Origin of the sequence: Methylocella sp., assembly GCA_037200525.1 — a bacterium.
In the GTDB taxonomy this organism is placed as follows: Bacteria; Pseudomonadota; Alphaproteobacteria; order Rhizobiales; family Beijerinckiaceae; genus Methylocapsa.
The window spans coordinates 565,351-591,927 of the sequence record JBBCGG010000001.1; the positions used below are offsets into that span (position 1 = coordinate 565,351).

General features: G+C 60.3%; 22 protein-coding genes and 1 pseudogene. 3 read left to right on the forward strand and 20 right to left on the reverse strand.

Annotation, left to right across the window (positions count from 1 at the left end; all coding sequences use genetic code 11):
* Positions 1 to 286 precede the first annotated feature (286 nt).
* The 5 genes from WDN46_02635 to mnmE form a co-directional block, all read right to left on the reverse strand.
* Positions 287 to 1,189 (reverse strand): ParB/RepB/Spo0J family partition protein, encoded by a 903-nt coding sequence (locus WDN46_02635; GenBank protein ID MEJ0092348.1) that lies wholly within the window; start codon positions 1,187 to 1,189, stop codon positions 287 to 289.
* A gap of 19 nt (positions 1,190 to 1,208) precedes the next feature.
* Positions 1,209 to 2,012: a ParA family protein gene (locus WDN46_02640; protein MEJ0092349.1), complete on the reverse strand. Its 804-nt coding sequence runs from the start codon at positions 2,010 to 2,012 to the stop codon at positions 1,209 to 1,211.
* A gap of 76 nt (positions 2,013 to 2,088) precedes the next feature.
* The gene (gene rsmG, locus WDN46_02645; GenBank protein ID MEJ0092350.1) at positions 2,089 to 2,700 is read right to left on the reverse strand and encodes a 16S rRNA (guanine(527)-N(7))-methyltransferase RsmG; all 612 of its coding nucleotides are present in this window, start codon (positions 2,698 to 2,700) and stop codon (positions 2,089 to 2,091) included.
* Positions 2,701 to 2,758: 58 nt separating this feature from the next.
* A complete protein-coding gene (gene mnmG / locus WDN46_02650; GenBank protein ID MEJ0092351.1) occupies positions 2,759 to 4,618 on the reverse strand; it encodes a tRNA uridine-5-carboxymethylaminomethyl(34) synthesis enzyme MnmG in 1,860 nt (619 codons plus the stop codon).
* 48 nt (positions 4,619 to 4,666) lie between these two features.
* On the reverse strand, positions 4,667 to 6,022 hold the full coding sequence (mnmE, locus tag WDN46_02655) for a tRNA uridine-5-carboxymethylaminomethyl(34) synthesis GTPase MnmE (protein ID MEJ0092352.1): 1,356 nt from the start codon (positions 6,020 to 6,022) through the stop codon (positions 4,667 to 4,669).
* A gap of 127 nt (positions 6,023 to 6,149) precedes the next feature.
* Here mnmE and WDN46_02660 point away from each other — a divergent pair, with 127 nt between their 5' ends.
* The gene (locus tag WDN46_02660) at positions 6,150 to 8,216 is read left to right on the forward strand and encodes a thioredoxin domain-containing protein (protein MEJ0092353.1); all 2,067 of its coding nucleotides are present in this window, start codon (positions 6,150 to 6,152) and stop codon (positions 8,214 to 8,216) included.
* 65 nt (positions 8,217 to 8,281) lie between these two features.
* On the opposite strand, the gene bfr is transcribed toward WDN46_02660, so the two are convergent.
* Positions 8,282 to 8,767 (reverse strand): bacterioferritin, encoded by a 486-nt coding sequence (bfr, locus tag WDN46_02665; protein ID MEJ0092354.1) that lies wholly within the window; start codon positions 8,765 to 8,767, stop codon positions 8,282 to 8,284.
* A gap of 472 nt (positions 8,768 to 9,239) precedes the next feature.
* On the opposite strand from bfr, the pseudogene WDN46_02670 reads away from it, so the two are divergent.
* Positions 9,240 to 9,987: pseudogene (locus tag WDN46_02670) on the forward strand (EAL domain-containing protein).
* A 40-nt stretch (positions 9,988 to 10,027) separates the two neighbouring features.
* On the opposite strand, the gene WDN46_02675 reads toward WDN46_02670, so the two are convergent.
* From WDN46_02675 to WDN46_02685, 3 genes are all read right to left on the reverse strand, one after another.
* Positions 10,028 to 10,915 carry an NAD(P)-dependent oxidoreductase gene (locus WDN46_02675; protein MEJ0092355.1) on the reverse strand — a complete coding sequence of 296 codons (888 nt, stop codon included), beginning with the start codon at positions 10,913 to 10,915 and terminating at the stop codon, positions 10,028 to 10,030.
* A 109-nt stretch (positions 10,916 to 11,024) separates the two neighbouring features.
* Positions 11,025 to 12,005 (reverse strand): 2-dehydropantoate 2-reductase, encoded by a 981-nt coding sequence (gene panE, locus WDN46_02680; protein MEJ0092356.1) that lies wholly within the window; start codon positions 12,003 to 12,005, stop codon positions 11,025 to 11,027.
* A gap of 173 nt (positions 12,006 to 12,178) precedes the next feature.
* Complete coding sequence (locus WDN46_02685) at positions 12,179 to 12,340, reverse strand: hypothetical protein (protein ID MEJ0092357.1); 162 nt, start codon at positions 12,338 to 12,340, stop codon at positions 12,179 to 12,181.
* Between the two features lie 485 nt (positions 12,341 to 12,825).
* On the opposite strand from WDN46_02685, the gene WDN46_02690 reads away from it, so the two are divergent.
* Positions 12,826 to 14,079 carry a YbfB/YjiJ family MFS transporter gene (locus WDN46_02690; protein ID MEJ0092358.1) on the forward strand — a complete coding sequence of 418 codons (1,254 nt, stop codon included), beginning with the start codon at positions 12,826 to 12,828 and terminating at the stop codon, positions 14,077 to 14,079.
* Here the strand turns inward: WDN46_02690 and modC are convergent.
* The 11 genes from modC to WDN46_02745 form a co-directional block, all read right to left on the reverse strand.
* Complete coding sequence (gene modC, locus WDN46_02695; GenBank protein MEJ0092359.1) at positions 14,076 to 15,173, reverse strand: molybdenum ABC transporter ATP-binding protein; 1,098 nt, start codon at positions 15,171 to 15,173, stop codon at positions 14,076 to 14,078. The genes WDN46_02690 and modC overlap by 4 nt on opposite strands.
* Positions 15,170 to 15,865 (reverse strand): molybdate ABC transporter permease subunit, encoded by a 696-nt coding sequence (gene modB / locus WDN46_02700; GenBank protein MEJ0092360.1) that lies wholly within the window; start codon positions 15,863 to 15,865, stop codon positions 15,170 to 15,172. The genes modC and modB overlap by 4 nt, the downstream gene beginning before the upstream one ends.
* Before the next feature lie 30 nt (positions 15,866 to 15,895).
* Complete coding sequence (gene modA / locus WDN46_02705; protein ID MEJ0092361.1) at positions 15,896 to 16,696, reverse strand: molybdate ABC transporter substrate-binding protein; 801 nt, start codon at positions 16,694 to 16,696, stop codon at positions 15,896 to 15,898.
* A gap of 149 nt (positions 16,697 to 16,845) precedes the next feature.
* Positions 16,846 to 18,102, reverse strand: coding sequence for a chromate efflux transporter (chrA, locus tag WDN46_02710; GenBank protein ID MEJ0092362.1), 1,257 nt, complete (start codon positions 18,100 to 18,102; stop codon positions 16,846 to 16,848).
* A gap of 59 nt (positions 18,103 to 18,161) precedes the next feature.
* On the reverse strand, positions 18,162 to 18,869 hold the full coding sequence (gene arsH, locus WDN46_02715; GenBank protein MEJ0092363.1) for an arsenical resistance protein ArsH: 708 nt from the start codon (positions 18,867 to 18,869) through the stop codon (positions 18,162 to 18,164).
* Between the two features lies 1 nt (position 18,870).
* Positions 18,871 to 19,293: an arsenate reductase (glutaredoxin) gene (gene arsC / locus WDN46_02720; protein ID MEJ0092364.1), complete on the reverse strand. Its 423-nt coding sequence runs from the start codon at positions 19,291 to 19,293 to the stop codon at positions 18,871 to 18,873.
* Positions 19,290 to 20,051, reverse strand: a complete 762-nt coding sequence (locus WDN46_02725; GenBank protein ID MEJ0092365.1) for an MIP/aquaporin family protein — start codon at positions 20,049 to 20,051, stop codon at positions 19,290 to 19,292. The genes arsC and WDN46_02725 overlap by 4 nt, the downstream gene beginning before the upstream one ends.
* Positions 20,044 to 20,400: a metalloregulator ArsR/SmtB family transcription factor gene (locus tag WDN46_02730; GenBank protein MEJ0092366.1), complete on the reverse strand. Its 357-nt coding sequence runs from the start codon at positions 20,398 to 20,400 to the stop codon at positions 20,044 to 20,046. Before WDN46_02730 ends, WDN46_02725 begins: the two co-directional genes overlap by 8 nt.
* A 147-nt stretch (positions 20,401 to 20,547) precedes the next feature.
* Complete coding sequence (atzF, locus tag WDN46_02735) at positions 20,548 to 22,395, reverse strand: allophanate hydrolase (protein ID MEJ0092367.1); 1,848 nt, start codon at positions 22,393 to 22,395, stop codon at positions 20,548 to 20,550.
* On the reverse strand, positions 22,392 to 25,925 hold the full coding sequence (locus tag WDN46_02740; GenBank protein ID MEJ0092368.1) for a 5-oxoprolinase/urea amidolyase family protein: 3,534 nt from the start codon (positions 25,923 to 25,925) through the stop codon (positions 22,392 to 22,394). The genes atzF and WDN46_02740 overlap by 4 nt, the downstream gene beginning before the upstream one ends.
* 5 nt (positions 25,926 to 25,930) lie before the next feature.
* The gene (locus tag WDN46_02745; GenBank protein ID MEJ0092369.1) at positions 25,931 to 26,575 is read right to left on the reverse strand and encodes an urea amidolyase associated protein UAAP2; all 645 of its coding nucleotides are present in this window, start codon (positions 26,573 to 26,575) and stop codon (positions 25,931 to 25,933) included.
* Between the last annotated feature and the right edge of the window lie 2 nt (positions 26,576 to 26,577).

Consider the following 26,577-nt stretch of genomic DNA (forward strand, 5'->3'; position numbering starts at 1 on the left):
AGCGGAACTCTTGGACACGCCTGATTTTGAATTTGACCTCGGCAGAGGTCGTTATTTGAGAGGTCGCGGATGGCGCGGCCTCGTCGCCCTTGCCCTGCTGTTGACGACGGTCTTGCTTGCCATTTTGATGGCTTCTCCTGAACTCGGATCCCTCTTTCGAAGCCTCGTCGCGCGAGTTATTAGTGTCTGATTCTGCATGAGAGTTCTGACTATTAAGCACAGGTTAATTGGAGATCAATTAAATTTACAACAATCTAATTGCCTGATTCATAATCAGCATCATATTCTATGACACACGCAGACGGTTGCAGAGCGCATCCAGTTGTTCGAGAGTCGTATAGGCGACGCGCAGCTCGCCGCGCTCGCCCTTGTTGGCGATCTTCACCTTTAGGCCGAGCGCTGTGGTCAAGGAGTTCTCCAGCGCTCTGGTGTCCGCATCCTTCGGCTTAGCCGCGCGCTTTTGGGTTGCGCTGCTCGAATCCGCCAGCTCTTTTGCGGTCTCTTCCTGAACGATCCGCTCGACGTCGCGGACGGTCAGGCCTTCCGCGACGATCCTCTCCGCGAGACCGTCAGGATCGGCGAAGCCAAGAAGCGCGCGCGCATGACCCGCGGAAATATGACCCTCCGCCAGCAGCTGTTTGCAGCGTTCGGGCAGCTTCAAAAGCCGCAAGGTATTGGCGACATGGCTACGGCTCTTGCCAATGACTTTAGCAAGGTCCGTCTGCGAATAGTTGAATTCGGCGCTGAGGCGATCATAGCCGGAGGCTTCTTCCAAGGCGTTAAGGTCGCTGCGCTGCACATTTTCGATGATGGCGAGTTCGAGCGCTTGCTGATCATCGGCGTCGATCGAAATAATTGGCACTTCGTGCAGACCAGCCCGTTGCGCGGCGCGCCAGCGGCGTTCCCCGGCGATGATCTCATAGACATCAACGACGCCCGGCGCCGGCCGCGCCAGAATTGGCTGGATAATGCCCTTTTCCTTGATCGAGGCGGTAAGATCGTCGAGCTCGTCTTCAGCAAACGACTTGCGCGGATTGCGCGGATTGGGCCGAAGAAATTCGATGGGGATTTTCTTCTGGCTGCGAAGCCGTGGGGAAGCGTTCGCCGGCTCTTCGCTGTCGCCGATCAAGGCGGCGAGGCCGCGCCCGAGACGGGGCCGGATATCTTCCGCGGGTTTGGATGCTTTCATGGGCTTCGCTCCATTGAGGTCAGGCGGCGCGATAGACGCGTTCTCGCTGGATGACTTCCGAAGCGAGTTTCAAATAGGCTTGGCTGCCGCTGCATTTCAGATCGTAGAGAAGCACCGGCTTGCCATGCGAAGGGGCTTCCGAAACGCGGACATTGCGGGGAATGACGGTGTCGTAAACTTTGTCGCCCATGAACCCGCGCACATCGGCGACGACTTGCGTCGCCAGACTATTGCGGGAGTCGAACATAGTAAGAACAATGCCGTGTATGGTTAATGCGGGGTTTAGGGTTGTCCGCACCTGCTCCACCGTAGCCAAAAGCTGCGATAAACCTTCGAGGGCGAAAAACTCGCATTGAAGAGGCACGAGGACGCTATGGGCCGCCGTCATGGCGTTCATGGTGAGCAGGTTGAGCGAAGGCGGGCAATCGACCAGGACATAGGTGAATCGTTCAGTCTCGGGAAGGCCGCGCTGCTCCTCGGCGAAGATCTGGATCGCATTTTTGAGGCAATAGGCGCGATCTTTTCGCCCCGCAATCTCGAGTTCGACGCCGAGGAGATCAAGCGTCGAAGGGGCTACCGTTAATCTGGGCACGGCGGTCGCCTGGAGGATCGCCCGCAGAGATTCATCGCCGATCATAACATCATAGGTTGAAAGACGGCGGCTGCGACGCTCAATTCCGAGCCCAGTAGAGGCGTTGCCCTGCGGATCGAGGTCGATGATCAAGACTTTTTCGCCAATGGCGGCAAGAGCGGTGCCGAGGTTGATCGCCGTGGTCGTTTTTCCCACGCCGCCTTTTTGATTGGCAAGAACGAGAACCCGCATCTCTGAGGAGGTGGGCGTCACTTTCAACTCCTCGAAAGAGCTCGAAAAGAGCTTCGAGACAGGCAGCGCGCACAAGTCATGCATCAGGCCGTCGTCTGACGAGAATGAGGCGAGCAGCTGCGGATGTTTTGCTTTGCAAGGTCTCAATCAAATAATTAGCCGCAGCGGATGAGTCGGTCAATTCAGCTTCAGCCTGTTGTCCCTTGGAAAATACGCCAACTGCTCCATTTTCAATGAATTTGTGGGCGTACCCTAGCAAGGCGTCCAAAGGCGCCAGGGCGCGAGCGCTGACGGCTTCGATCGCGGCGTCGAGAGTTGGAACGACCGTCTCGATTCGGGCGCAGTGAATAACGGTGGGAGCGCCTGTTTCACGTGAAACTTCGCGGAGAAAAGCGCATTTGCGTTGATCGGATTCGATGAGATGGACGCGGGCGTTCGGGTTATCGGCATAGCGGATTGCGGTCACGATGCCGGGAAAACCGCCGCCCGAACCTAAATCCAGCCAGCAGCGTGCCTGCGGCACCGCGTCCGAAACCTGAAGCGAATCGGCGAAATGCCGGATCCAGACTTCCTCAAGACTGCCCTCGCCGACGAGGTTGATCACGCGCTGCCATTTCTTGAGCAGCCCCTCGTAGATGGAGAGCCGCCGAAGAGTTTCTGGCGATGCCTGTCCTAACAAGCGATGCAAGGAGGCCAGCTCCTCGAGCCGCGTTGGCGCGTCAGGTCGTTGCGATCGGGGCGTCAATCTATGAACCGAGGCCGACGCGGCGAACTTTTGAAGCCAATAAAGTCATGGCGGCGGGCGTCATGCCTTCGATGCGGCTTGCCTGACCCATCGTGCGCGGCCGGATCATGTCCAGCCGGCTGCGGATCTCATTCGACAATCCTTGCAAAAGTGAATAGTCGAGATTGTCCGGGATGGTCAGCGCCTCATCGCGCCGCGCCGCCTCAATGTCGTTGGTCTGACGTTCCAAATAGACGGCGTATTTGGCGTCAATCTCGATTTGCTGGGCGATCTTTGTATCTATGTCCCCGAGCTCGGGCCAAATCGACTGCATCGACGCGATGGAGATATCCGGCAATCCAAGAATGTCAAAGGCGGTTCGACGTTGGCCGTCATGATTGATTTTGAGGCCATGCCGCGCCGCCGCATTCGGACTGAGACTGAAGCGCTGCAAGAGGCTCCGCGCATGGAGGAGCGCGGCGTCTTTAGCGGCAAAGGCCTGGACCCGGTCGTGGCCGACGCAGCCGATATCAATGCCGCGGCGGGTCAGTCTTTGGTCGGCATTGTCGGCGCGCAAAGACAGGCGATATTCGGCGCGCGACGTGAACATCCGATATGGTTCAGTCACGCCGCGATTGACTAAATCATCGACCATGACGCCGATATAGGCCTCGGACCGCTGAAATGAGATGGCGGGCGCTCCGCCGGCCAGGGCGGCTGCGTTCAAGCCGGCGACAAGACCCTGCGCCGCCGCCTCCTCATAACCAGTGGTGCCATTGATTTGCCCGGCGAGAAAAAGACCGGGCAGTCGCTTCGTTTCCAGGCTGGATTTCAATTCTCGCGGATCGACGAAATCATATTCGATCGCATAGCCGGGTTGCAGGATGGCGACTTTGGCGAGCCCCGGAATCGTGCGCAAAAAACGATCCTGAATCTCTTCTGGCAGAGCAGTCGAGATTCCGTTGGGGTAGATCGTCTTGTCTTCGAGACCTTCGGGTTCGAGAAAAATCTGGTGAGCATCGCGATCGCCGAAGCGGACCACCTTATCTTCGATCGAAGGACAATAGCGCGGGCCCCGGCCGCTGATCGCGCCGGAATAAACGGGCGAGTGCTCGAGATTCTCAAGAATGAGCGCGTGACCTTCGCGGGTGGTATGGGTAATGAAGCAATCGACTTGCGGATTGGCGATGGCCCCTGTCAAGAACGAAAATGGCTCGGGCTCAGCATCAGCGCTCTGGCGTTCCAAAGCGGACCAGTCGATGGTGTCGCCGTCGAGACGCGGCGGCGTCCCGGTCTTCAGGCGTCCCATGCGAAATTGAAGCCTTTCGAGCGTTTCGCCAAGGCGGACGGCGGGATTTTCACCGATGCGGCCGGCTGGAATCTTCGTTTTGCCTCTATGGATCACGCCGCGCAGGAAAGTGCCCGTCGTGATGATGAGCGCGCCGCAGGCAATTTCCTGTCCGGCCGTGGTGACCAGTCCCGCGACGCGGCCGTTCTCGATCAAAATATCGGCGGCCTCGCCTTCGATTACTTTAAGGTTCTCAGTTGCGGCAATCGCGGCTTGCATGGCTTTCCGATAAAGCCGTCTATCCGCCTGCGCGCGGGGCCCGCGCACGGCCGGACCTTTTGCGCGGTTCAGAACCCGGAATTGGATCCCTGCAGCGTCGGCGACGCGGCCCATCAGTCCATCGAGAGCGTCGATTTCGCGCACGAGATGACCTTTGCCGAGGCCGCCGATTGCTGGATTACAGGACATCGTTCCGATCGTATCGGAGGCGTGGGTGAGGAGGGCAGTCCTTGCTCCCATGCGCGCTGCTGCGGCCGCAGCCTCGCATCCGGCGTGGCCGCCGCCGACTACGATCACATCAAAGGCGCCGCGCATCGACTCTCGATCTCCATTGAATGTTTCACGTGAAACAGGTTGAGCGGCCTATTTTCCGATGCAGAACCGCGAAAATATTTCGCCCAAAATATCTTCTACATCAACCAAGCCTGTAAGTCTCTGCAAGGCAAAAAGCGCCGCGCGCAAGTCTTCGGCTATAATTTCGACGGGCGAATCGAGATTGTCCAGGATGCGCGTCAAAGCCGCCGCCGCCGCATTGAATGATTGGCGATGTCGCTCCTGCGTAATCAAGCCCCCATAACCATCGCCGGTGATGGAGCTGGCGAAATCGGCAAGTTTTTGCAGCAAGACTCCCATGTTTTGGCCCGTTTCGGCGCTGAGGTATATCTCGCCCTCGCGCGCGGGCGTATCGGTCGGGGAAAGATCGCATTTGGTCAAGATTGGCCAAATTACGCTTGTCCCGACCCGCTTGTCGGGAGCGACCGGCCGATCTGCTTCGCTCAGCCAAAGAATAAGGTCGGCATGCTGCGCTTTCTGCAGAGCGCGGGCGACGCCGATTTGTTCGACGGCGTCGGCACTTTCTCGCAGGCCCGCCGTATCGATCAGAGTTACGGGGCAGCCGCTAAGGTCAAGATGAACCTCGAGCGCGTCGCGCGTCGTGCCCGCCTCTTTTGAGACAATCGCCACATCGCGGCGCGCTAGCGCGTTGAGCAGGGTCGATTTTCCGGCATTCGGAGGACCCGCGATAACAATAACGAGTCCATCGCGAATGCGCTCGCCCGAGCGACTTGCGTTGAGTTCGGAGCGCAACCCGTCACGAACCGGCCGAAGCAGACTGCGGACACGGCGGCTGGTCGCCTCGGGAACGTCGCCCTCGTCGGAAAAATCGATTTCCGCTTCAACGAGGGCTGAGGCCTCAAGCAGGGCTTTGCGCCAGATCGCCGCTTGCTGGCTGAGACGTCCCTTCATTTGGCGCAAGGCCTGGCGGCGCTGCCATTCGGTTTCGGCGTCGATCAGATCGGCGAGCCCTTCGACTTGCGCCAGATCCATTTTGCCGTTTAATAAGGCGCGCCGGGTGAATTCACCAGGCTCGGCGGCGCGGACTCCGTTGAGGCGTCCGATCGCCGCGATCAAGGCGGAGACAACCGCCCGGCCGCCGTGGATATGAAACTCGGCGCAATCTTCGCCAGTAAAACTGCGCGGTGCGGGAAAAAACATCGCAATGCCTTGATCGAGCGCTTCTCCAGTCGCGCCATCCCGGAGCGTTGCAAGGGTTGCAACGCGCGGCGCTGGGACCCTGCCAGCAATGGTCTTGACGATATCGCGCGTCGCCGGCCCGGAGATCCGCACCACCGCGATCGCGGCGCGGCCCGCGCCCGAGGCGATGGCGAAGATCGTTTCGGCCCTCATCCCGCCGACGGTTTCGGCGTTTTCCCTGCTCATCAAGATCCTGCTCCTCGCGCTGCAGTCAATCGCGCGAATGCTCTGACTATGCGTCTTATCTGTTTGTTTTGATGTATGATCTTCTCTAAGGAATTTGCGACCCGTCGAAAAACGCTGCGGAAAGAAGATGAAAACGATGTCAGGCAATGAACTCAGCCGAGCCGCAAGTCCTTATCTGCTGCAGCACGCGCACAACCCCGTGCATTGGCGGATGTGGACGCCAGCGGCTTTGCAGGAGGCTCAGGACCTCAACAAGCCGATTCTTCTATCCGTTGGCTATGCCGCCTGCCACTGGTGCCATGTTATGGCCCATGAGAGCTTTGAAGATCAGAACACCGCGGCGGTGATGAACGAACTCTTCGTGAATATCAAGGTCGATCGCGAAGAGCGGCCGGATATTGATCATATCTATATGCAATCGCTTCAGGCTTTCGGCGAACGCGGCGGCTGGCCGCTGACGATGTTTCTCACGCCAAAAGGCGAGCCGTTCTGGGGCGGAACCTATTTCCCCAAGGGCGATCAATATGGACGGCCCGCCTTCGTGAGCGTGCTGCAATCCGTCGCCCAAGCTTTTCGCGCCGAGCCGCAGCGGATCGCGCATAACGCCCAGGCCATCCGCAAAGAATTGTCAAAACTCGCGCCCAATGCCGGGGGCTTTCAACTCGCGGCCGAACAATTGACCAATCTTGCGCCGCAACTCGTCAATGCCATCGACCCGATCAATGGCGGCCTGCGCGGGGCGCCCAAATTTCCAAATACGCCGATTCTGGAGCTTCTCTGGCGCGCCGAAGGGCGGCTTAGGAAGCATACATATCGCGAATCCGTACGCCTGACGCTCGCGCATATGTCGGAGGGCGGGATATATGATCATCTCGGCGGCGGCTATGCCCGCTATTCGACGGATGAGCGCTGGCTCGTGCCGCATTTTGAAAAAATGCTTTATGACAACGCGCAGATCCTCGAATTCCTGGCCCTTTGCTGCGTCGAGTTCGGCGACGATTTGTTCCGCGTGAGGGCGCGGGAGACCGTCGGCTGGCTGGAGCGCGAGATGACCAATGCCGGCGGGGCTTTCTGCGCCAGCCTCGACGCCGATAGTGAGGGCGTCGAAGGGAAATTCTACGTCTGGACCTGGAGCGAGCTCGCGTCGGTTCTCGGCGAGGAAGACGCCCGTTTTCTTGGCAAATTTTACGACGCTTCGCCGGACGGCAATTGGACCGACGAACATCTTGGCCACACTGTCACGATCCTGAACCGCCTGAAGTCGCAACGCTCGAGCGCGGAAGATGAGGCGCGGCTTACAACGCTGCGACAAATGCTATTCGAGGCTCGCGAAAAGCGCGTCCACCCCGGTCTCGACGATAAGATCATGGCGGATTGGAACGGCTTGATGATCGCCGCGCTGGTCAATGCGGCGACGCTTTTGCGCGAGCCGCAATGGATCGCGTTGGCCGCCCGCGCTTATGATTTCATTATCTCGACGATGCAATATGTCGATCCGCAGGGCAACAAGCGGTTGGGGCATAGCTGGCGCGCCGGCGTTTTGGTGACGCCTGGCCTCGCGCTCGATCACGCCGCGATGATGCGCGCCGCGCTGGCGTTGCACGAGGCGCGCAATCTGCCGGGGCTCGCGGCGCGGCTCCATCGCGATTATCTGGCGGACGCGATTGGTTGGGCCGAGGCGCTGGAGACCTATCACGTCGACAGCGCGAGCGGCCTTTTGTGCATGGCTGCGACCGACGCAAGCGATGTCATCCTGCGGCTCGCGCCGACCGCTGACGATGCGATCCTCAACGCTCATCCGGTGTTTCTGTCCGCACTGATCCGCCTCGCGGGGCTGAGCGGTGATGACCGGTGGCTGCGGCGCGCCGACGCTCTGTTCGACGCTGTCGCCGCGTCTGTGCGGACGAGCTTTGTCGGCCACGCCGGCATTTTGAACGCCCTCGACATGCGGCTGCACATCAAGGAAATTGTGACGGCGGGGCCGCGGCGCCTCGCTCTTTATGAGGCCGCGCTGGCGGCGCCGTTCACTGATCGGATCGTTATGGACATTGATAGGCCGGAGGAGATTCCAGCGGGTCATCCGGCCAAAGCGCAAGCGGAGCTTGCAGGGGAGGCGGCGGCCTTCGTTTGCTCGGGCGGAGTCTGTTCCCCGCCAGCGCGGGAGGCGCAGGCATTGCGGAGTCTTCTCGAATGAAAATAGCGCGGCGGAGGTCGTTCGCCGCGCTATTGAAGCGTAGATTAATTGCTTGAACGTCGCGTCTAAAGGTCTTCGGAAAGCTTGCCGATGTGCTTCTGGCTATAAAGCTGAATGCCGACTTGCTTGATCAGTTCGAGCTGTGTTTCAAGAAAATCAATATGATGCTCTTCATCGATTAAGAGTTCATCATATAATTCTTTGGTGACGCGGTCATGAACTGTAATGGCGTATTCGGCCGCTTCAGTATAAAGTGCGCGCGCGCCAAGTTCAGCAGCGAGATCGCAAGTAAGAATTTCTTCGACTGTTTGTCCAATCCGCAATGGATCCAGGACTTGCATGTTCGGAAATCCTTCGAGGAAAAGAATGCGCGCCGTGAGTTTATCAGCGTGCCGCATTTCCTCAATGGATTCTTCTCGCCATTGCTTGGCTAGATCCTTGAATCCCCAGTTGTCGAGGATACGAAAATGAAGCCAATATTGATTGATCGCCGTCAATTCGCTGCGCAAGCTGCGATTGAGATAGTCGATGACTCTGTCGTCACCCTTCATTGTTGCGGACTCCTCGCTTGATATTTAAATTTGGCGTAAGGCGAATGGGATGAAAATCGCTGACCCTATTCGCATAAGGGACGAGCTGATGCACTAGTCTATTTTAGAATAATTCCTACAGCTACGATATTATATGCAATTTCAAGGTCCCGAAAGCGATAATGCAGTAAAGCTCTCGTCTGTACAAGAGTGGAAAGTCGACCGCGATAGGCGCGCCGCCCGAGCCGCGACGGCGCCGCGTTCCTGTCTCGTCCTAAACTCCCTCGTCGCAAATCGCGCGGAGGGGACTGCGAGGGATAAGCGGGGAAGTAAGATTTTCGACAAGGACAACATAAACATTGAATGAGTGATAAAAGCTAAACGCAACGTCCGTCTGGCATTTCTGCCTGAGGCAGGTGAGGAGGTCGAGATGACGGCGCAGGCGACCACCGAGACGAAGATTTACGAAGTCGGGGACAGCGACGGCTGCTCGCTGGAGGAGGATTTGCGCCGCGCGCTCAAGACTGGTGAATTCGAGCTTTATTATCAGAGCCATCACCGGCTTTGAGGCTTTGTTGCGTTGGCGCCATCCTTTGCGCGGCCTCGTACCGCCCGCCGAATTCATCGCTTTTTCGGAAGAGACTGGGCTCATTGCGACGCTCGGCGAATGGGCGCTTCGACAAGCCTGCGCAGAGGCCTCTGCGTGGCCGGACGATTTGAAAGTCTCGGTCAATGTGTCGTCCGTTCAATTCCAGAGCGGAGACCTGACGCATGTGGTTGGGACCGCCCTTGCGGGGGCCGGGCTGCCCCCTTCGCGTCTTGATCTTGAGATCACCGAGTCCGTTCTTTTGGCCGAAAGCCCCGCCAATCTCGCAACCTTGCGGCGCCTGCGCGGCCTTGGGGTCAGCGTTTCGATGGATGATTTCGGAACCGGCTATTCCAGCTTCCGCAACTTGCGCGCCTTTCCTTTCGACAAAATCAAGATCGACCGGTCCTTCATCCGCGAGCTGCCGACGAGCCGCGATTGCAGCGCGATCGTCCGGGCTGTCGCCAGTCTTGGAGCGAGCCTTGGCATGTCGACGACGGCCGAAGGCGTCGAGACCAACGAACAGCTCGAATGGCTGCGCAACGAGGGCTGCACGGAGATGCAAGGCTATTTCTTCAGTCCGCCAATTCCGGCAAGCGAGATTGGGGCCATCCTGGCGAGGAACGGCTGCGCGCAATCTCGGCTCGCGCAATAGATCGCGGGCTGAAGACGCAATAGCCGTGCGGCTCGTCTCGTCAGTCCTGATCAAACCCCGCGTCCTCGGCGGCGCGTTTGGCGATGGCAGACCAGTCGAGGTCGCGATCGCCATTGGCCAGCGCCGCGAGAAAACGGTCCCGCACGATGGCGGCGAAGGGCAGCGGCACTTCGAGAGTTTCCGCAGCCTGCTGGACCAGACGATTGTCCTTCTGTCCAAGAGCCATCTTGAAGCCGGGGGGCGAGAACTTGCCTTCGAGGATCAGGCTGCCATAGGTCTTGTAGACCGGCGCCGCGAACAGCGTTTCGGTCAGAAACTCGTTGACCTTCGCGGTCTCAACCCCCCCTTTGGCGGTCAGAGCAAAGGCCTCGGCGAGGCTTTCGATGACGCAGGTGATGAGAAAATTGCCGGTGAGCTTCAAAAGATTCGCCTGCGCGGGCGTATCGCCGATGACGAAGGTGCGCTGACCCATCGCATCTAGCGCCGGACGGATCTTTTCGATCACATCGGGCGCCCCGGCCGCAGCGATGAAGAGCTTGGCCGCCGCCGCGGCCTCCGGCCGACCGAACACCGGCGCGGCGACAAAACGCTGACAGCGTTGGGTATGAGCAAAAGCGAGACGCTCCGACAGCGCCACCGAGATCGTGCTCATCGAGACATGGGCGGCCCCTTTCGCCAGCCCCTTGGCGATGCCGTTGTCGCCGAGCGCTACGGCCTCGACGGCTTGGTCATCGGCGAGCATGGTGATCGCTATCTCAGCCCGGCTCGCCGCCTCCGCCGGCGTATCGGCGACCTCGGCGCCTTCCGCCGCAATGGCTCGGGCGGGCTCCGAACTCCGATTCCACACAATCACCTTGTGTCCATGTTTGATGAGATTGCGCGCCATCGCGCCGCCCATCCCGCCTAATCCCAGAAATGCTATTTCCATAAAATTTCTCCATGAACCGCAGCGCATGATCCCGAAAATTTACGGAGTTTTCGGACAGGATTATGCGTTGAAACCAAAGGTGAAGAACCTGGGGAGGGCGCCTTGGCGGCTATCCCATTGCTGATGTTTGAGCTTTCAGCGCTTCCTCAGACAGCGACGCCTTGCCGGCCGCCTCACGCCGGCGGCGGGCCTCATAGGTCTCCAAATGGGCAAAGGCAATGCGCAGCAGGGATCGAGCGTCGTCGCCGCGACTCCTCCGCAAAAGATCGCCGACGATCTGGTCCGCCTCGATCGGCGCGCCGCGTTCGATGTCTTTCAGCATCGAGGCGGTGAATTCTGATCCCGGCGTCGTCAGCACGGTTCGCCCGCGCTCCAGCCAGACCTCTCGCGGCGGAAAGCCGTTCGCCGCTGCGATCGCCGTGCATTCATCGAGCAGCGACGTGGCGAGATTTGCGGCTTCGGCGGCGACGATATCGCCCGCCGCGCCGCGCATCAGGCAGGTAATGCCGGCCGCCGCCGCAATGAACGTCCATTTCTCCCACATATCGTGCAGGATGTTGTCGCTCAGTCGCGCCGTGAAGCCGGCATTCGACAGGACGTCCGCGATCGACTTCATCTGTTTCGATTGAGAGCCATCGCGTGCGCCGAACACGAGATCCTGCAATTTACCGAAATGCGCGATCCGCCCTTCAGAATCGAGCGCTGTCGAGATCGCACAGAGTCCGCCGAGCACGCGGCTGGCCCCGAAACGCGCGTCGAGCGCATCGAGATGGCGAATGCCGTTGAGCAAGGGAAGGATCGCTGTGCTGGGGCCGACGGCGGGCACAAAAGAAGCGATCGCCCCTGCGAGGTCGTAGGCTTTGCAGCTGAGCAGGATGAGGTCGAACGGCTCGTGCAGCGCCTCTGCAGAGATCGTCGGCGGCTGAGGCAAATCGAGGTCGCCGAGCGCGCTTTTGATGACGAGCCCGGTTTTGGCCAGCTGGGCTGCGCGCCTCGCGCGGACGAGGAAAGTGACGTCGCGGCCGGCCTCCAACAATCGTCCGCCGAAATAGCCGCCGATTGCGCCGGCTCCGACTACGAGAATACGCATATATTCGTCCTTTCTTGAGTCTGCCCGCGAGGAGACCGGCAAAGGCGGAGGCGATCGCTGCGGCGCGACGCAGCTTCTCGTGATGCCGTCCTTCTCTTAGGAGCAGGAGCTGATGTCAAATGGAGCTATGCCGCATGGGGTTGCGCGGAGAGTGAGCGGGGAACGTCGCCGCTTCAATTTGCCGTGAAGCTCTGGCGGGGCAGGTGGGCGGCCATTCGAAGCGCTGCGGCGCTGCCGCCGCTAGAGTCGCTCACTTTCGGGCCGCCACCGTGGCGAATGGCGCTTTTTTCGCAAGTCAGGTCGATAAATTCCCAGGCATTGAGGCAGTTTTCCATATTATACTGGATAATATGTAGGTTAAAATAGATTAGTCCAACTTAAAATAGATTTGTTGTTATTGCATTTTGTCTTAGAGAACTTAACATTGGCTTGCAGATGGAGCCTAATAGCAAGCAATACAGGCCCATACGCGACAAGTAGCATGGTTTTAGACCAATCGCGCGCTCCCACCGGGGCGGAGCACACCCGAACGCGATGACTCCCGGCACGGAATAGGCAGATTCCGTGCCGGGCTTTTCTTCGGCTAATCGCGCGAAGAATCAAAATAAGCTGGCAAAAGCCCTTTGGAAATGCGCCCCTCATCTTGAGAGAAGGCAAACCTTCATCTCGAAGATGATTCCATCGTTTCGCGCCGCCGAACCCGCGAGCCCGGACCCCTGGAATCCAGGCATTGCCCAACCTCTTTCGTCCGTGTATGCAAATTGCGTCCTAAGCGTATGGAAGATGTCCATGTCGACCTCGCTCTGGATGGTTCAATCAAATGACAGTTTCCGCTGATATGCCGATCGAGACCGTGAAACCCCGCTCGCAATCCCGAGCGAGCATTGTCGTCGCGGGCGCCGTTTCCATGGCGGTCGCGATTGGCGTCGGCAGGTTCGCCTTCACGCCGCTCCTGCCCCTGATGCTGCGCGACGGCATCGTTGATCTCAACTTCGGAAGTTGGCTGGCGACGGCCAATTATGCCGGTTACATGATTGGCGCTCTGCTTTGCATGGCGTTGCCGCGCCTTTGGCCGAGCTCGGCCTTGATCCGCTGGGGAATGGCGGCGACGGCCGCGCTGACCTTAGGCATGGCCTTGCATATCCCTTGGCTCTGGATCGTTCTGCGCTTTCTTGCAGGAATCGCCAGCGCCGTCGTTTTCGTGTTCACCTCCGGTTGGTGCCTCGCTCGATTGTCGGCGCTTGGCGCGCCCGCCTTGGGCGGGGCAATCTATACGGGGCCTGGCGCGGGCATTGCGGCTTCCGGGCTCGCGTCGTTCGGCATGATGGCCGACAACTGGACCGCCGCCAGCGGCTGGTTGGCGCTCGGAGTTTTAGTGACCATCCTTAGCGCATTGGTCTGGCCTGTGTTTAGAGGCCCGGATGTCTCCCCGCGCGGCGTCGCCGTCGCCAGCTCGGAGGCTGAGGCCGGCGCGGCCCCGATCACCGGCGGTTCGCGGGAAATGGCGGTCTTTACCTTCACCTATGGACTTGCGGGTTTTGGCTACATCATCACGGCGACGTTTTTGCCGGTTATCGCGCGCACGGCGCTCCCCGGCTCCGTTTGGCTCTACCTGTTCTGGCCTATCTTCGGCGTCGGCGTCGTCGGGGGGGCTTTGCTGGCGACGCGCATACCGACGCGGATCGATCCGCGCCTCACGCTCGCCATTTGTTACGTCTGTCAAGCCATCGGCATAGGCTTGACGCTGTATCTGCCGACGTCGCTCGGCTTCGTGCTCGGCAGCCTCCTTGTGGGCTCCCCATTCAACGTTATCAGCTTTCTCGCAATGCAGGAGATCCGCCGGCTTCGGCCGCATCATGCGGCGAGGTTCATGGGTTTGCTCACCGCTTCCTACGGCCTTGGCCAGATCGCGGGGCCGCCCATGACAGCGGCCCTTCTGGCCCAAAGCTCGAGTCACGCGCAAGGTTTTGCGCTGTCGCTCGCCATTGCTTCCGCGACGCTGCTGATTGGGGCCGTGCTCTATGTTCTGATGGCCCGCGCGTGGCCAATGCGGCTTTCTAAGGCCGAGCTCTAGGCGGGCGGCGAAGCGGCGACTTTCCGCTCGTCGAGAGCCGCCGTCTTGATCAAGGCAAAAACGGCGGCCCCCTCCTTGAGGCCAAGTTCGTCGAGCGCATGGTTGGTCGCCATAGCGAATAGGTTGCCATCTCCGTCCAAAGCGATCTCGACCATGGCGAGCGGGCCATTTTTTATGATTTTACCGACCCGGCCTGACAGAGCGCTGCGGACGCTGAGATGGCGAGGCGGATCGAGCGAAAGCACAACATCCGTCGCCTTGACGATGATCCGCGCGGTTCCCCCGCGTGGACCGGCGGGACCCGCGAGCCAGATGGTTCCCGATGGAAGCTTCAGCTCCGTTAAGCCATAGGCTGCGTTTTCGCCGCTGACTTTCGCCGTCAACACTGAAGAGCGGTCGAAGCGGTCTTCCATCATGTGCGTCGCGGACGCGCCGAAAACCTCGCCGGGAGAGCCGACAGCCTTTACGCGGCCATTCTCGAGCAAGACGATGCAGACGGCCAGCCGCACGACCTCGTCGATCGCATGCGAGACATAGACGATTGGAACCTTGAATTCGTCGCGCACATGCTCGATCAGCGGCAGGATTTCGAGCTTGCGCTCCATGTCGAGCGCCGCCAACGGTTCATCGAACAAAAGAAGTTTTGGACAGGAGAGCAGCGCCCGCCCAATCGCCACCCGCTGCCGCTCGCCCCCGGAAAGACGCGCGGGACGGCGCGGGAGCAAGGGGCCGATCCCCAGGATTTCGATCACCGCATCAAATTCGATCTCGCGCGCGTGGCGCGGCGCGAACCAGCGCCCAAACAGCAGGTTCTGCTTCACGCTCATATGCGGAAAGAGATTTGAATCCTGAAAGACAAGGCCAATGCGGCGGCGATGCATCGGGATGAAAACGCCGCGCTGCGTGTCGACGAGCGTCTCATCTTCGAGCTTGATATAGCCGCGGTCGGGTCGAAGGAGCCCACCGATGAGATTGAGCATCACCGATTTGCCGGAGCCAGATTGCCCGAACAGCGCGGTGACGCCATGGCCATTCTTAAAAGCGACGTCGAGATCGAAAGTCCCGAGCTTGAGGGCGACGTCGACGTCGATCATTCGAAATTCGCCAATCGTTTTTCCGCCCAGCGCTGAATAACTTCCGAGGCGATGAGCGCACATAGGGCGATTACGATCGCCACCGCGGTCAAGCGCATGGCCCCGGCGTCGCCGCCCGGCACTTGCGTATAGGTGTAGATCGCGGCGGAGATGGTCTGCGTTTCGCCAGGGATGTTCGAGACGAAAGTGATCGTCGCGCCAAATTCGCCGAGCGCCTTGGCGAAAGCCAGAATAGCGCCGACGACGATGCCGGGGATGGCGAGCGGCAGACTGATCAGAAAGAACGTCCAGATTTGGTTTGCGCCCAAAGTGCCGCCCGCCAGCTCCAACCGCCGGTCGATCGCCTCGAACGATAGCCGCATTGCGCGAACCATCAGAGGAAACCCCATCACCGCGCAGGCGACCGCTGCGCCGGTCCAGCGAAACGACAGAACAATGCCGATGTCGGCGAGAAAGGCGCCGAAGACGCCTTTGCGTCCGAGCAGGATGAGAAGGATGAACCCCGTGACGACGGGGGGCAGCACCAAAGGCAGATGAACGAGGCCGTTCAGCAGCGTCTTGCCTGGAAATCGCCAGCGGGCGAGCGCAAAGGCGGTGAAAATGCCGAACGGCAGGCTGACGATCGTCGCGACAACTGCGATCCGCAGGGAGAGCCAGATCGCGGTCCATTCAGCGGGCGATAAGTCCAGCACCCTGGCGTTCTCCGATTTTCTGGCGAAGGCTCACTTCGACAGAATTGTGAAACCCTGCGCGAGGAAAATCTTGGTCGCCGCCTGCGACGCCAGAAACGCCGCGAAGCGAACGGCGTCAGGATTCTTCGAATCAGCGACAAGAGCGACAGGATAGATGATTGGGCTATGGCTCGACTCGGGGAAGGTATCGACGATTTTCACCTTGGGTTCGGCCTTGGCGTCGGTTGCGTAAACAATCCCGAAACGGGCCTCGCCGCGCGCGACGAGGTTCAGCGCGTTGCGAATGTTATCAGCCTGCGCGAGCTTTGACTCGACCTTGTCCCAGACCCCCAGCGTTTGCAGCGCCTGCTTGGCGTAAATGCCGCCCGGGCATGAATCGATGGTGCAGACCGCAATCTTGCCGTCGCCCGTCGCCCCGGCGAGATCGAAGCCGGACGCTATTTTGAGATCGACGCTTGAATCGGCCGGCTCGATCAGAACTAGCGCATTGCCGAGCAAATTGCGCCGCGTTCCCGGCCGGATGAACTTGGCCTTGTCGAGATAATCCATCCAGGTGAGGTCTGCGGAGATAAAGACGTCAGCGGGCGCGCCCTGCTCGATCTGTTTGGCGAGGACGGCGGACGATCCATAGACGATCGTGGGAGCCTTGCCGCCAGCGGCCGCCCACGGCTCGGCAACGGCGTCGAGCGCGGTCTTCATGCTCGCGGCTGCGAAGACGACAACCGGCTTGGCGTTTGATTCTTCTGCGACCGCGGCTGACGCGAGTCCCGCCGCCGCAAACGTCAGGATCAGGGCCAATGCGTTGAGCTTGCGGCGGGTGAACTCAATCATGCAACTCTCCTGCGCTTTTGCCTCTCGCTGCACCGGTCCTCTGAAGGGATCGGAACCGCATCGGTTTGCGTAGACCGGCGCTCAAAGCCGATCCTATATGGCGCCACAGGTTAGGCAAACGCCGAAACGCAGCCGCCGCCAAGGTTGAACTACGAAGTGGAAGCCGCAACGGCGCCGGCGATAGCCAGAAGAGCAACGACGATCCACGGCGGCATCTTCCAGACCGTGAGCAGCAGGAAACCGGTCAGCGCGAGCAGGAGATCGCGTTGCGTCAGAACGGCGCCCGTCCACACCGGGCTGTATAACGCAGCGGCAAGAATGCCGACGACGGCAGCGTTCGCACCGCGCATGGCGGCCTGCGCCGCGGGGCGGGCGCGCAAAGCATCCCAGAACGGCAGCGCGCCGTAGACAAGTAGAAGCCCCGGCAGGAATATGGCGGCTAGCGCTATCGCCGATCCGGCGAGTCCATTGGGGGGCGGCCGCGCCACTGCGCCGAGATAGGCGGCAAAGGTGAACAAGGGGCCAGGAACAGCCTGCGCCAAGCCATAGCCAGCGAGAAAGGCTTCGTCGCTAACCCATCCCGGCTGAACCACCTGTGCCTGAAGCAAGGGCAGCACGACATGGCCTCCGCCGAACACCAGCGCGCCTGAATGATAGAAGGCGCTAAACAGCGCGACGCCTTGATTGCCGGTCGCGCTCGCAATGATCGAGGGGACGAGAAAAATTATTCCAAACAGCGCAAGCGCTGCGAAGCCGCCGCCTCGCGATATTGGAAATCGCGCGCCGCCGGACAGGGTTTCGCCATTTTGCTTGCAAAACCGGAGACCGAGGAGCGCCCCGAGGACGATCGCCCCAATTTGCGCCAGCGATCCACCGAACAAAGTCACGATCGCGATTGCCGTCAGCGCGATCGCCGCGCGCATTCGATCCGGCGTTAGCGTTCTTGCCATGCCAAAGACGGCTTGCGCGACCACCGCGACAGCGACGAGCTTTAGGCCATGCAGGATGCCTCCCGCGACAGGTCCCTTGAACGCCGCTGCGGTGAGCGCGAAAGCAAAGAGGATGATCGCGGACGGAAGGGTAAAGGCGAACCAGGCGGCGAGCCCGCCTAAGATGCCATTGCCCCGTAGAACGCCCAGAGAAAAGCCAACCTTGCTTGATGCGGGGCCTGGCAAAAATTGGCAGAGCGCCACAAGATCCGCATAGGCGGTGTCGCTGAGCCATTTGCGGCGGATCACCAATTCGTTTCGAAAATAGCCAATATGCGCGATCGGGCCGCCGAACGATGTCAGGCCGAGCTTGAGGAAGGCGCGAAACACCTCGGCGGGGGAGCCCGGCTGCGAGCGGCGCCCGTCCGCCGAATTTTTCGGCTGAGCGGCTCCGAAGCGAGCTTTGCCTCCGTTCATTGACGCTCTCCAGGTCTTCGTCGCGCGGGTGGCTGCCGCGGCGAAGAAAAGTTGTCCTGCTATGACATGGCTTTTAGCGCCAAACCAGCGAGCTTGTCCGCGTCGTCCTTGCGCTCGCTATATCGGCTCGTGAGGTAGGCGGAGGCTCCACGGGTCAGCAGCGTAAATTTCAGCAATTCTTCCATCACGTCGACGACGCGGTCGTAATAGGCCGAAGGCTTCATCCGGCCGGCATCATCGAATTGCTCATAGGCTTTGGCGACGGAGGACTGGTTGGGGATCGTGATCATGCGCATCCAGCGGCCAAGCACACGCAGCTGATTGACCGCGTTGAATGATTGCGAGCCGCCGCTGACCTGCATCACCGCCAGCGTTTTGCCTTGCGTCGGCCGCACCGCACCAATCGAGAGCGGTATCCAATCAATTTGCGCTTTTATGACTCCGGTCATGCTTCCATGGCGCTCGGGACTGCACCAGACCTGCCCTTCGGACCACGTCGACAGCTCCCGCAATTCGTTGATCTTGGGGTGATCGTTGGGCGCATCGTCAGGCAGAGGCAGGCCGCTCGGGTTAAAGATGCTGGTTTCGGCGCCCAAGGCTTGGAGCAGCCGGGCGGCTTCTAGCGTCAGAAAGCGGCTGAAAGATTTTTCGCGCAGCGATCCATAAAGTAGGAGAATGCGTGGGCGATGCGTCGCTGGCTGTGGCTGCAGCGCGGTGAGATTGGGGAGCTCAAAAGCGGCGCCCCGCAGGTTCGGCAGATCAGACAGGTCAAACAATGCGGCGGCCCTGCGGGTCGATGACGCCCTCCCCGTCTTCCTTGACAAAGGGGCCAATGCCCGGGTCCGGCAGGAGATCGAGCACCGCCTCTGAGGGACGACACAGCCGGACGCCTTTTGGCGTTTCGACGATCGGCCGATTGATCAAGATTGGATGCTCGACCATCAAGTCAATCAGCTCGTTGTCTGTCCATTTGGGATCAGCTAGTCCAAGCTCCGCGTAGGACGTCCCCTTCTCGCGCAGCAGCTGCCGCACGGAGACCTCCATCGCCTGAATTAGTTCGACCAGCCGCCCGCGACTTGGCGGCGTTTTAAGATATTCAATCACGACTGGCTCTTCGCCGCTTTGCCGGATCATGGCGAGCGCATTGCGCGACGTGCCGCACGCCGGATTGTGATAGATGGTGATCGTCATAGTCGCGCCTCTGAGTTAAGCGACGGGATGGTGTCCGCCGGGGTGTGCAACAGCCAATTCATCAATAGGAGGCCGCAGGCCGCGCCGACAAGTTCAGCGGCGATAAAGCCCGGCGCATCGAGCGGCCGTATGCCGGAGAAGGTGTTGGTGAAAGCGCGCGCAATGGCCACGGCCGGGTTGGCGAACGACGTGGAAGCGGTGAACCAGTAAGCCGCGGTAATGTAGAGCCCGACCAACCACGGAACGGATTTCTGCTCGAAGCGAATCCCGGCGAGGATCGTGGCGATCAGGCCGAAGCTTGCAACCCACTCGGCGAACCATTGCGCCCCTCCGGTGCGGATCTTCAGCGATGCCTCGAGGATAGGCAAAGCAAACATCAGGTGCGCCGTCATCGCGCCGATCAAGCCGCCGCTGAGCTGCGCCGCGGAATAGAGCGCGGCTTCGCGCCAACCAAGATCGCGTTTGAGGGCGAAGACCAGGGAGACCGCCGGATTGAAATGCGCGCCCGAGATTGGTCCGAGGGTGGTGATGAGCACCACCAGCATCGCGCCTGTCGCTAAAGCGTTGCAAAGTAGCATGAGCGCCGCGTCTTGTGTCATGGCTTCAGCCATTACGCCGGAGCCCACAATTGTCGCGACCAAAAATGCGACGCCAAGCAATTCAGCAGCCAAGCGACGCGGCAGATCGTAAATTGGCGATAGCCGGTTTTTGCCGCTGCAAGCGTAACCGTTCTGTGCGTCGAAAATCTGACTACTCATGTGCGATCACTGTCGGAGGACAGCGCGACTTCAGATTGGCGATCAACGGGGCGCACAGCTCAGGGCGCCCGCCACAGCAGTCCTTGACCAGAAAGAGCATCACGTCGCGGAGACCGGCGAGATTGGCTCGATAAATGATCGACCGGCTATGCCGCGCGCCATCCACGAGACCGGCGCGGGAAAGGATCGCCAGATGCGTAGACATCGTATTGTGTGGGACCGCCAACAAGCGAGCAAGTTCGCCAGCCGGCAAACCTTCAGGTTCATGTTCGACGAGCAGTCGAAATACGTCTAACCGCGTTGCTTGCGCGAGGGCGGCGAGGGTGAGAATAGCGCGTTCATTGTCCATATGTCGAGAATAGTAGACATAACTGCCGTCGTCAACGTGCTCTTATGGCGAGGCCTGGGCGCACACCGACAAGCGATCCTTGAACGCTGTCAAGAGCCGCGCCTTGCGTAACGATGGTCATGGTTCGCCGAGCCGAACCAACGTGGATCAAGCCTTCGCCATCGAAGCTTTCCCCTGCGCGAGATAGGCGCGCCAACTTCCCAAGGCCGAAATGTCGCGGCCGCCTTCTAAAGCAAATGCTTCGCACAGGAAGCCGGGAACGACGCCGCCATCGGCCAAAGTAATCTTGCCGATTCCCATCGGCGGCGGGATCGCGGCGACGAAGCGGCCGAAATTTTCAGACGTCAGCGACCACAGCTCGATCTCTATGCCGGTCCCCTCAAAGCCAGGAGCGCGGACGAGACCGGGCTTTGGCGGCGTCGTTCCGGTCAGGGCGACGAGCCGATAGAATGGCGCCGTTTTTGTACGCTTGACGAAGGTCGCTCCAAGATCCGTCAGTTCGCGATTGAGCGGCAACCCAGAAAGATGTGCGCCAGCGACAGCGATGACGATTCTATTGCCTGGAGCGATATCCGGGCTTGGCCCGGCGACCGACGCAAGGGGTGAGGCCGGGAGTTCGGGCGATTGCCCCGCCGTGCGGCCAACCCCTTCGCCGAGCGCTTGATGGAGCCGCTCTCCGATGGTCGCGAGATCGAAATCGCAAAAGGCCGGTCCGATCAGGCTGACGCCGAAAGGGAGCCGGCTTGCCGCGCGAAAGCCGGCGGGTACGGCGATCGCGGCGTAATCAAGCAGGTTGACGAAATTGGTGTAAAGGCCGAGCCGGCTGTTATTGACGATCGGGTTCTCCGCAATTTGCTCCACCGTGAAAGTGGTTGGCGCGGTCGGCAGCAGCATCAGATCGAAATTCGACCATTGACGCGCGGCCTCTCGCGCAATCGTCCGCAGCCTGTATTCGCCCTTGTACGCATCCGCCGCGGAAAGATTGACCGCCTTGCCGATGATCTGGCGAACTTGCGGATCCATTGCTTCCGCATGAGCGGCGAAGAAGCGGTCGATGGCCGCGAGACGCTCCGCCACCCACGGGCCGTCATAGACCAGAGCCGCGGCTTCGCGAAAGGGTCGATACTCGATTTCGACCGCAGTCCCGCCAAGAGCTTTCAACCGGTTGATCGCCGCGTCATATAGCCCGGCTGCCTCATGATCGCCGAAAAATTCCCGGTCTTCCTGCCTCAAGACGCCGAAGCGGAACTGATCTGTCGGTAGACTCGCCGTCTTGGAGGGCCGGGAATAAGGGTCCGCCTCATCAAAACCCTCCGCGATGGTCAGAACCGCGCGGGCGTCCGCGGCGGAGGCGGCGAAGATGCTGACGCAATCCAGAGAACGACAGGCCGGAACCACCCCAGCCGCGCTGATGCGGCCTTTAGTCGGCTTCAGACCGATGAGATTGTTGAAAGCCGCCGGAACGCGCCCCGAACCCGCCGTGTCGGTGCCAAGAGAAAACGAAACCAACCCTGCGGCGACTGCGACGGCGGACCCCGAACTTGATCCGCCCGATATGTAGCGACGATCGAAAACGCTGCGCGGAGCGCCATAAGGAGACCGCGTTCCGACCAGTCCCGTGGCGAACTGGTCCAAATTGGTCTTGCCGATCAATATGGCCCCGGCGGCCAACAGCTTTTCGACGACAGTTGCGCTCTTGTCCGGCGTGTATGAAAAGGCGGGACAAGCCGCAGTCGTCGGCAAACCCGCGACGTCTATATTATCTTTGATCGCGAAAGGAACGCCATAGAGCGGCAAACGCTCTCGCGCGTCGGGGTCCTCGCTCAGCTCGCGCGCGCGGTTCAATATATCGCTCTCGGAAAGCCGGTAGATCCAGACGCTCGCATCATAGGCGTCGATCCGCTTCAACGCCTCCAGGGCAATTTGTTGCGGCGTAAAGCGCCCTTCGCGATAGCCGCTGCGAAGCGTTTCGATTTGCAGCATTTGCGGAATCATCGTTGATCCTCGATCTGGAGCACGGCTAGGCGCTGTCCATTTTGCACCGGGCGCCCGGCCTGACAAGTGACTTCCACTATGCGGCCGGCGGCCGGCGCCGCAACCGAGATTTCCATCTTCATGGATTCGAGAATGACCAATGTCTGGCCGGCGGCCACAATGTCGCCGATCGCCGCCTCGACTTTCCAGACGTTCCCAGGCATCGGCGCTTCGATAGCGATCGCATCGACCGGCAAGATTGCATCAGATGACGCTTCGACAACGTCATCCGCGACGAAAAGATCGAGCCCCTGCTCCGCCCAGCGCCGCCGTTCTTCGTCAAAGGCCGCACGCTGCCGGGTTTGAGCCTTGGCGATGGATTCCGCATTCTGCGCGAGGAAAGCGTTGTATTTTTTCAGGCTGAAGGTGGTTGGTTCGATCTTCAGCGGATAGCGGCCATGGGGAAAAGATTCCCGCGCATCCGCCAATTCCTCGCCGCTGACCGGATAGAAGCGGATCTGGTCAAAGAAGCGCAGCAGCCAGGGCGATCCCGCCTCGAATGCATCGGTTGTCCGCCAGCTGTTCCACATCTGGATGGTGCGGCCAACGAGCTGGTAGCCGCCAGGGCCTTCCATGCCATAGACGCAAAGATAGGCGCCTCCGATCCCGACGGCGTTCTCCGGCGTCCAGGTTCGCGCCGGATTATATTTGGTGGTGACTAATCGATGGCGCGGATCGATTGGCGTCGCGACCGGAGCCCCGAGATAAACGTCGCCCAATCCCAGCACCAAATAGCTGGCGTCAAAGACGATCTCGCGGACCTCTTCGATCGAGCCGAGACCATTGATGCGGCGGATGAACTCGATATTTGAAGGGCACCAAGGCGCGTCCGGGCGGACCAGCTCCTGATATTTTCTCATCGCGAGCTGGGCTTGCTCATCGTTCCACGACAGCGGCAAATGGACGATGCGGCTTTCTATCTCGACTTCATCGACCGAAGGCAGCGTCTGCTCTAGCCTGATCATCTGATCGAGGAGGCGCGTCAACGGCTGCACGGTGTTGTCGTAGTGGATTTGCAGCGACCGAATGCCCGGCGTCAGATCGATGATGCCGGGCAGCTTCGCTTGCAGCACGGCCTGGTGCAGCAAATGGACCCGCATCCGCAGCGCGAGATCCAGAACGATCGGCCCGTATTCGATCAGAAGGTAGCTGTCGCCTGCCCGGCGATAGCAGACGGAAGTCGGGCCATCGTCGTTGCGATGCAAAATGGGGCTCCCGAGCGCGCGCGCAGGCGCTCCCGAGATTGAGGGGAGAGGCGCCAGACGAAAGCGGACCTTATCGCCCGGCCGCAACTGGCCCGTCTTCCAGAGTTCGTCCTTCACGATGACCACGGGGCAGACGAATCCGCCAAGGCTCGGCCCGTCCGGCCCCAAAATGATCGGCATGTCGCCCGTGAAGTCGAGCGCGCCGATGGCATAGGCGTTATCGTGAATATTTGAGGGATGCAGCCCCGCTTCGCCGCCGTCCGCGCGCGCCCAGCGCGGCTTTGGCCCGATCAGCCGAACGCCCGTGCGCGCGCTATTATAGTGCACCTCATATTCGCTCGCGAAAAGCTCAGCGATGTCTTCATTTTGGAAGAAGTCGGGCGCGCCATGCGGGCCATAGAGAACGTCGATCGTCCAGTCGTGGGTAAGTTTAAATGGGTCTTCGGCGACGCGCTTTGGAGCAGACGCCGAGCCCGTTGCTGCGATGCGAAGGACATCCCCCGTTCGCAACGCTCCGGCGGCATGGCCGCCAAACTTGCCGAGCGTGAAAGTCGCCCGCGATCCCAGATAGAGCGGCGCATCGACGCCGTTGCGGATCGCGAGATAGGTTCTGTTGCCAGGCCCTTCGATTGCTCCCAGCGTCAGGACTTGCCCCCGCAAGACGTTGACCGGTTCATTACAAGGAACCGACGCGCCATCCAAGAAGGCGGTCATCCTGGCGCCGCTCAGCGCTATGATCGCATCAAGGTTGAACCGGAGCGTTGGCCCGCGCAATGTGAGTTCAAGCGCCGCCGCGCCTTCGGGGTTGCCGACGACCGTATTGGCCAGCCGAAAATGATGGTCGTCCATTGGACCGCTTGGCGGCGCGCCAACGTGCCAATAGCCGAGGCGGCCCGGCCAGTCCTGAACGCTGGAAAGGGTTCCGGGCGCAAGGACGTCAATGGTGCGCGGAATATAAGCGAACTCGCTCAGCGTCTTGGTGACCATCTCGCCTTTGCGGAATGGCGCAAGGTCGAGAACGGCGGACAAATAACCAAGATTGCTCTCGATGCCCCAGATTTCGCTTTCGTTCAGGGCGCGCGAGAGCCGCTCGATCGCCTCCTCGCGCGTGTCCCCATGCGCGATGACCTTAGCCAGCAGCGGATCATAGTACGGCGAGACCTCGACCCCTGTCTCGATCCAGCCATCAACCCGGACGCCCTGCGCAAATTTCACGCGGGTCAAAAGCCCGGTGCTGGGGCGAAAGTCCTTCGATGGATCTTCCGCATAGATGCGCGCTTCGATCGCGGCGCCTTTTGGCTTCAGACTGGACTGCGCCGGAAGCGTGAATTCCCCAGCCGCCTGCAAAATCATCCATTCGACGAGATCGACTCCGAACGTCGCCTCCGTGACGCAATGTTCGACTTGCAGTCTTGTATTGACCTCAAGGAAATAGAACTGATGCGCCTCGGCGTCATAAACGAATTCAACGGTGCCTGCTGACTCATATGAGACGGCCTGCCCGAGAGAAATGGCGGCCTCGCGCAGAGCCGAGCGGCTCTCCTCGCTGAGGCCGGGGGCCGGCGTTTCCTCTATGACCTTTTGGTTGCGCCGTTGCAGCGAACAATCGCGTTCGCCAAGCGCCACTACGCCGCCTTCGCCATCGCCAAAGATCTGCACTTCCACATGGCGAGCGTGCGCGACGAATTTTTCTAGATAAACGCGGTTGTCACCGAAATTATTGGAGCCGAGCCTGCGCACGGTCTCGAAGCGCGCGGCGAGTTCGTCCGGCCCATGGCAGAGATGCATGCCGATGCCGCCGCCGCCGGCGGTGCTCTTCAGCATCACCGGATAGCCGATTCGTTTCGCCTCCGCGAGCGCGCGACCGGCGTCGTCAAGCAGGCCACTGCCGGGCAATAGCGGAACGTTCGCGCGCGCCGCAAGTTCGCGTGCGGTATGTTTCAATCCGAATGAGCGCATATGCTCGGGGCGCGGCCCAATAAACGTTATGCCAGCTCCCGCCAGCCGTTCGGCAAAGCCCGGATTCTCGCTGAGGAAACCATAGCCGGGGTGGACCGCTTCGGCGCCGCTCTCTTCGCACGCTGCAATAACAGCATCGATATTGAGATAGCTCTGCGCGGCCGGAGACGCTCCCAGCCGGATCGATTCATCGGCCGAAAGAACGGTTGGCGAGAAACGATCCGCGTCCGAATAGACGGCGACGGAGGAAATGTTCATCCGTCGCAATGTGCGGATGACCCGTCCGGCGATTTCTCCCCGGTTGGCGATGAGAACTTTTTTGAACATTTCCGTTACTTCGCCGCAGCGTTCCAAATCAAAACCCTGATCGGCGACGGGTTGAATCCGTTGCACGGGTTGTTGACCTGAGGGCAATTGGAGAAGACGCACAGCACATCCATCTCGGCCCGAAGGTCGACATAGCCGCCCGGCGCCGAGATGCCATCGACGATCGCCAGCTCGCCGCTCGGCTCAATCGGAACATTCATGAAGAAGTTGATGTTGCTGACGATGTCGCGCTTGCCGAGGCCGTATTTGCCGATCTCGAGGACGAAGTTTTCACGGCAGGCATGCATGTATTTCGTATGATGGCCGAAGCGCACCGTGTTGCTCTCGCAGCTGCAAGCGCCAGCCGATGTGTCATGGCGGCCGCAGTTGTCGGCGACGACGGTCAACAAGACGCGGCCTTCGTTTGAAAGCAGACGAGAGCCGGTCGTAATATAAGCGGCTTTCTGCTCCCGCAAAGTATCCTGCGCGCTGTAGCGCTCCTCGAAATGGTCCGCGCGGTAGAACAGGGCGTCAACAGCCTGCTGACCTTCAAGATCGATAATGCGCATGATCTGGCCCTTGCGCAGAATGCCCGACCATGGCGCGCGGGCGGGCACGGTCCAATCATGCATAGCCGTCGCCGGATCGAAGGAGGCGAATTCAATGTTCATCG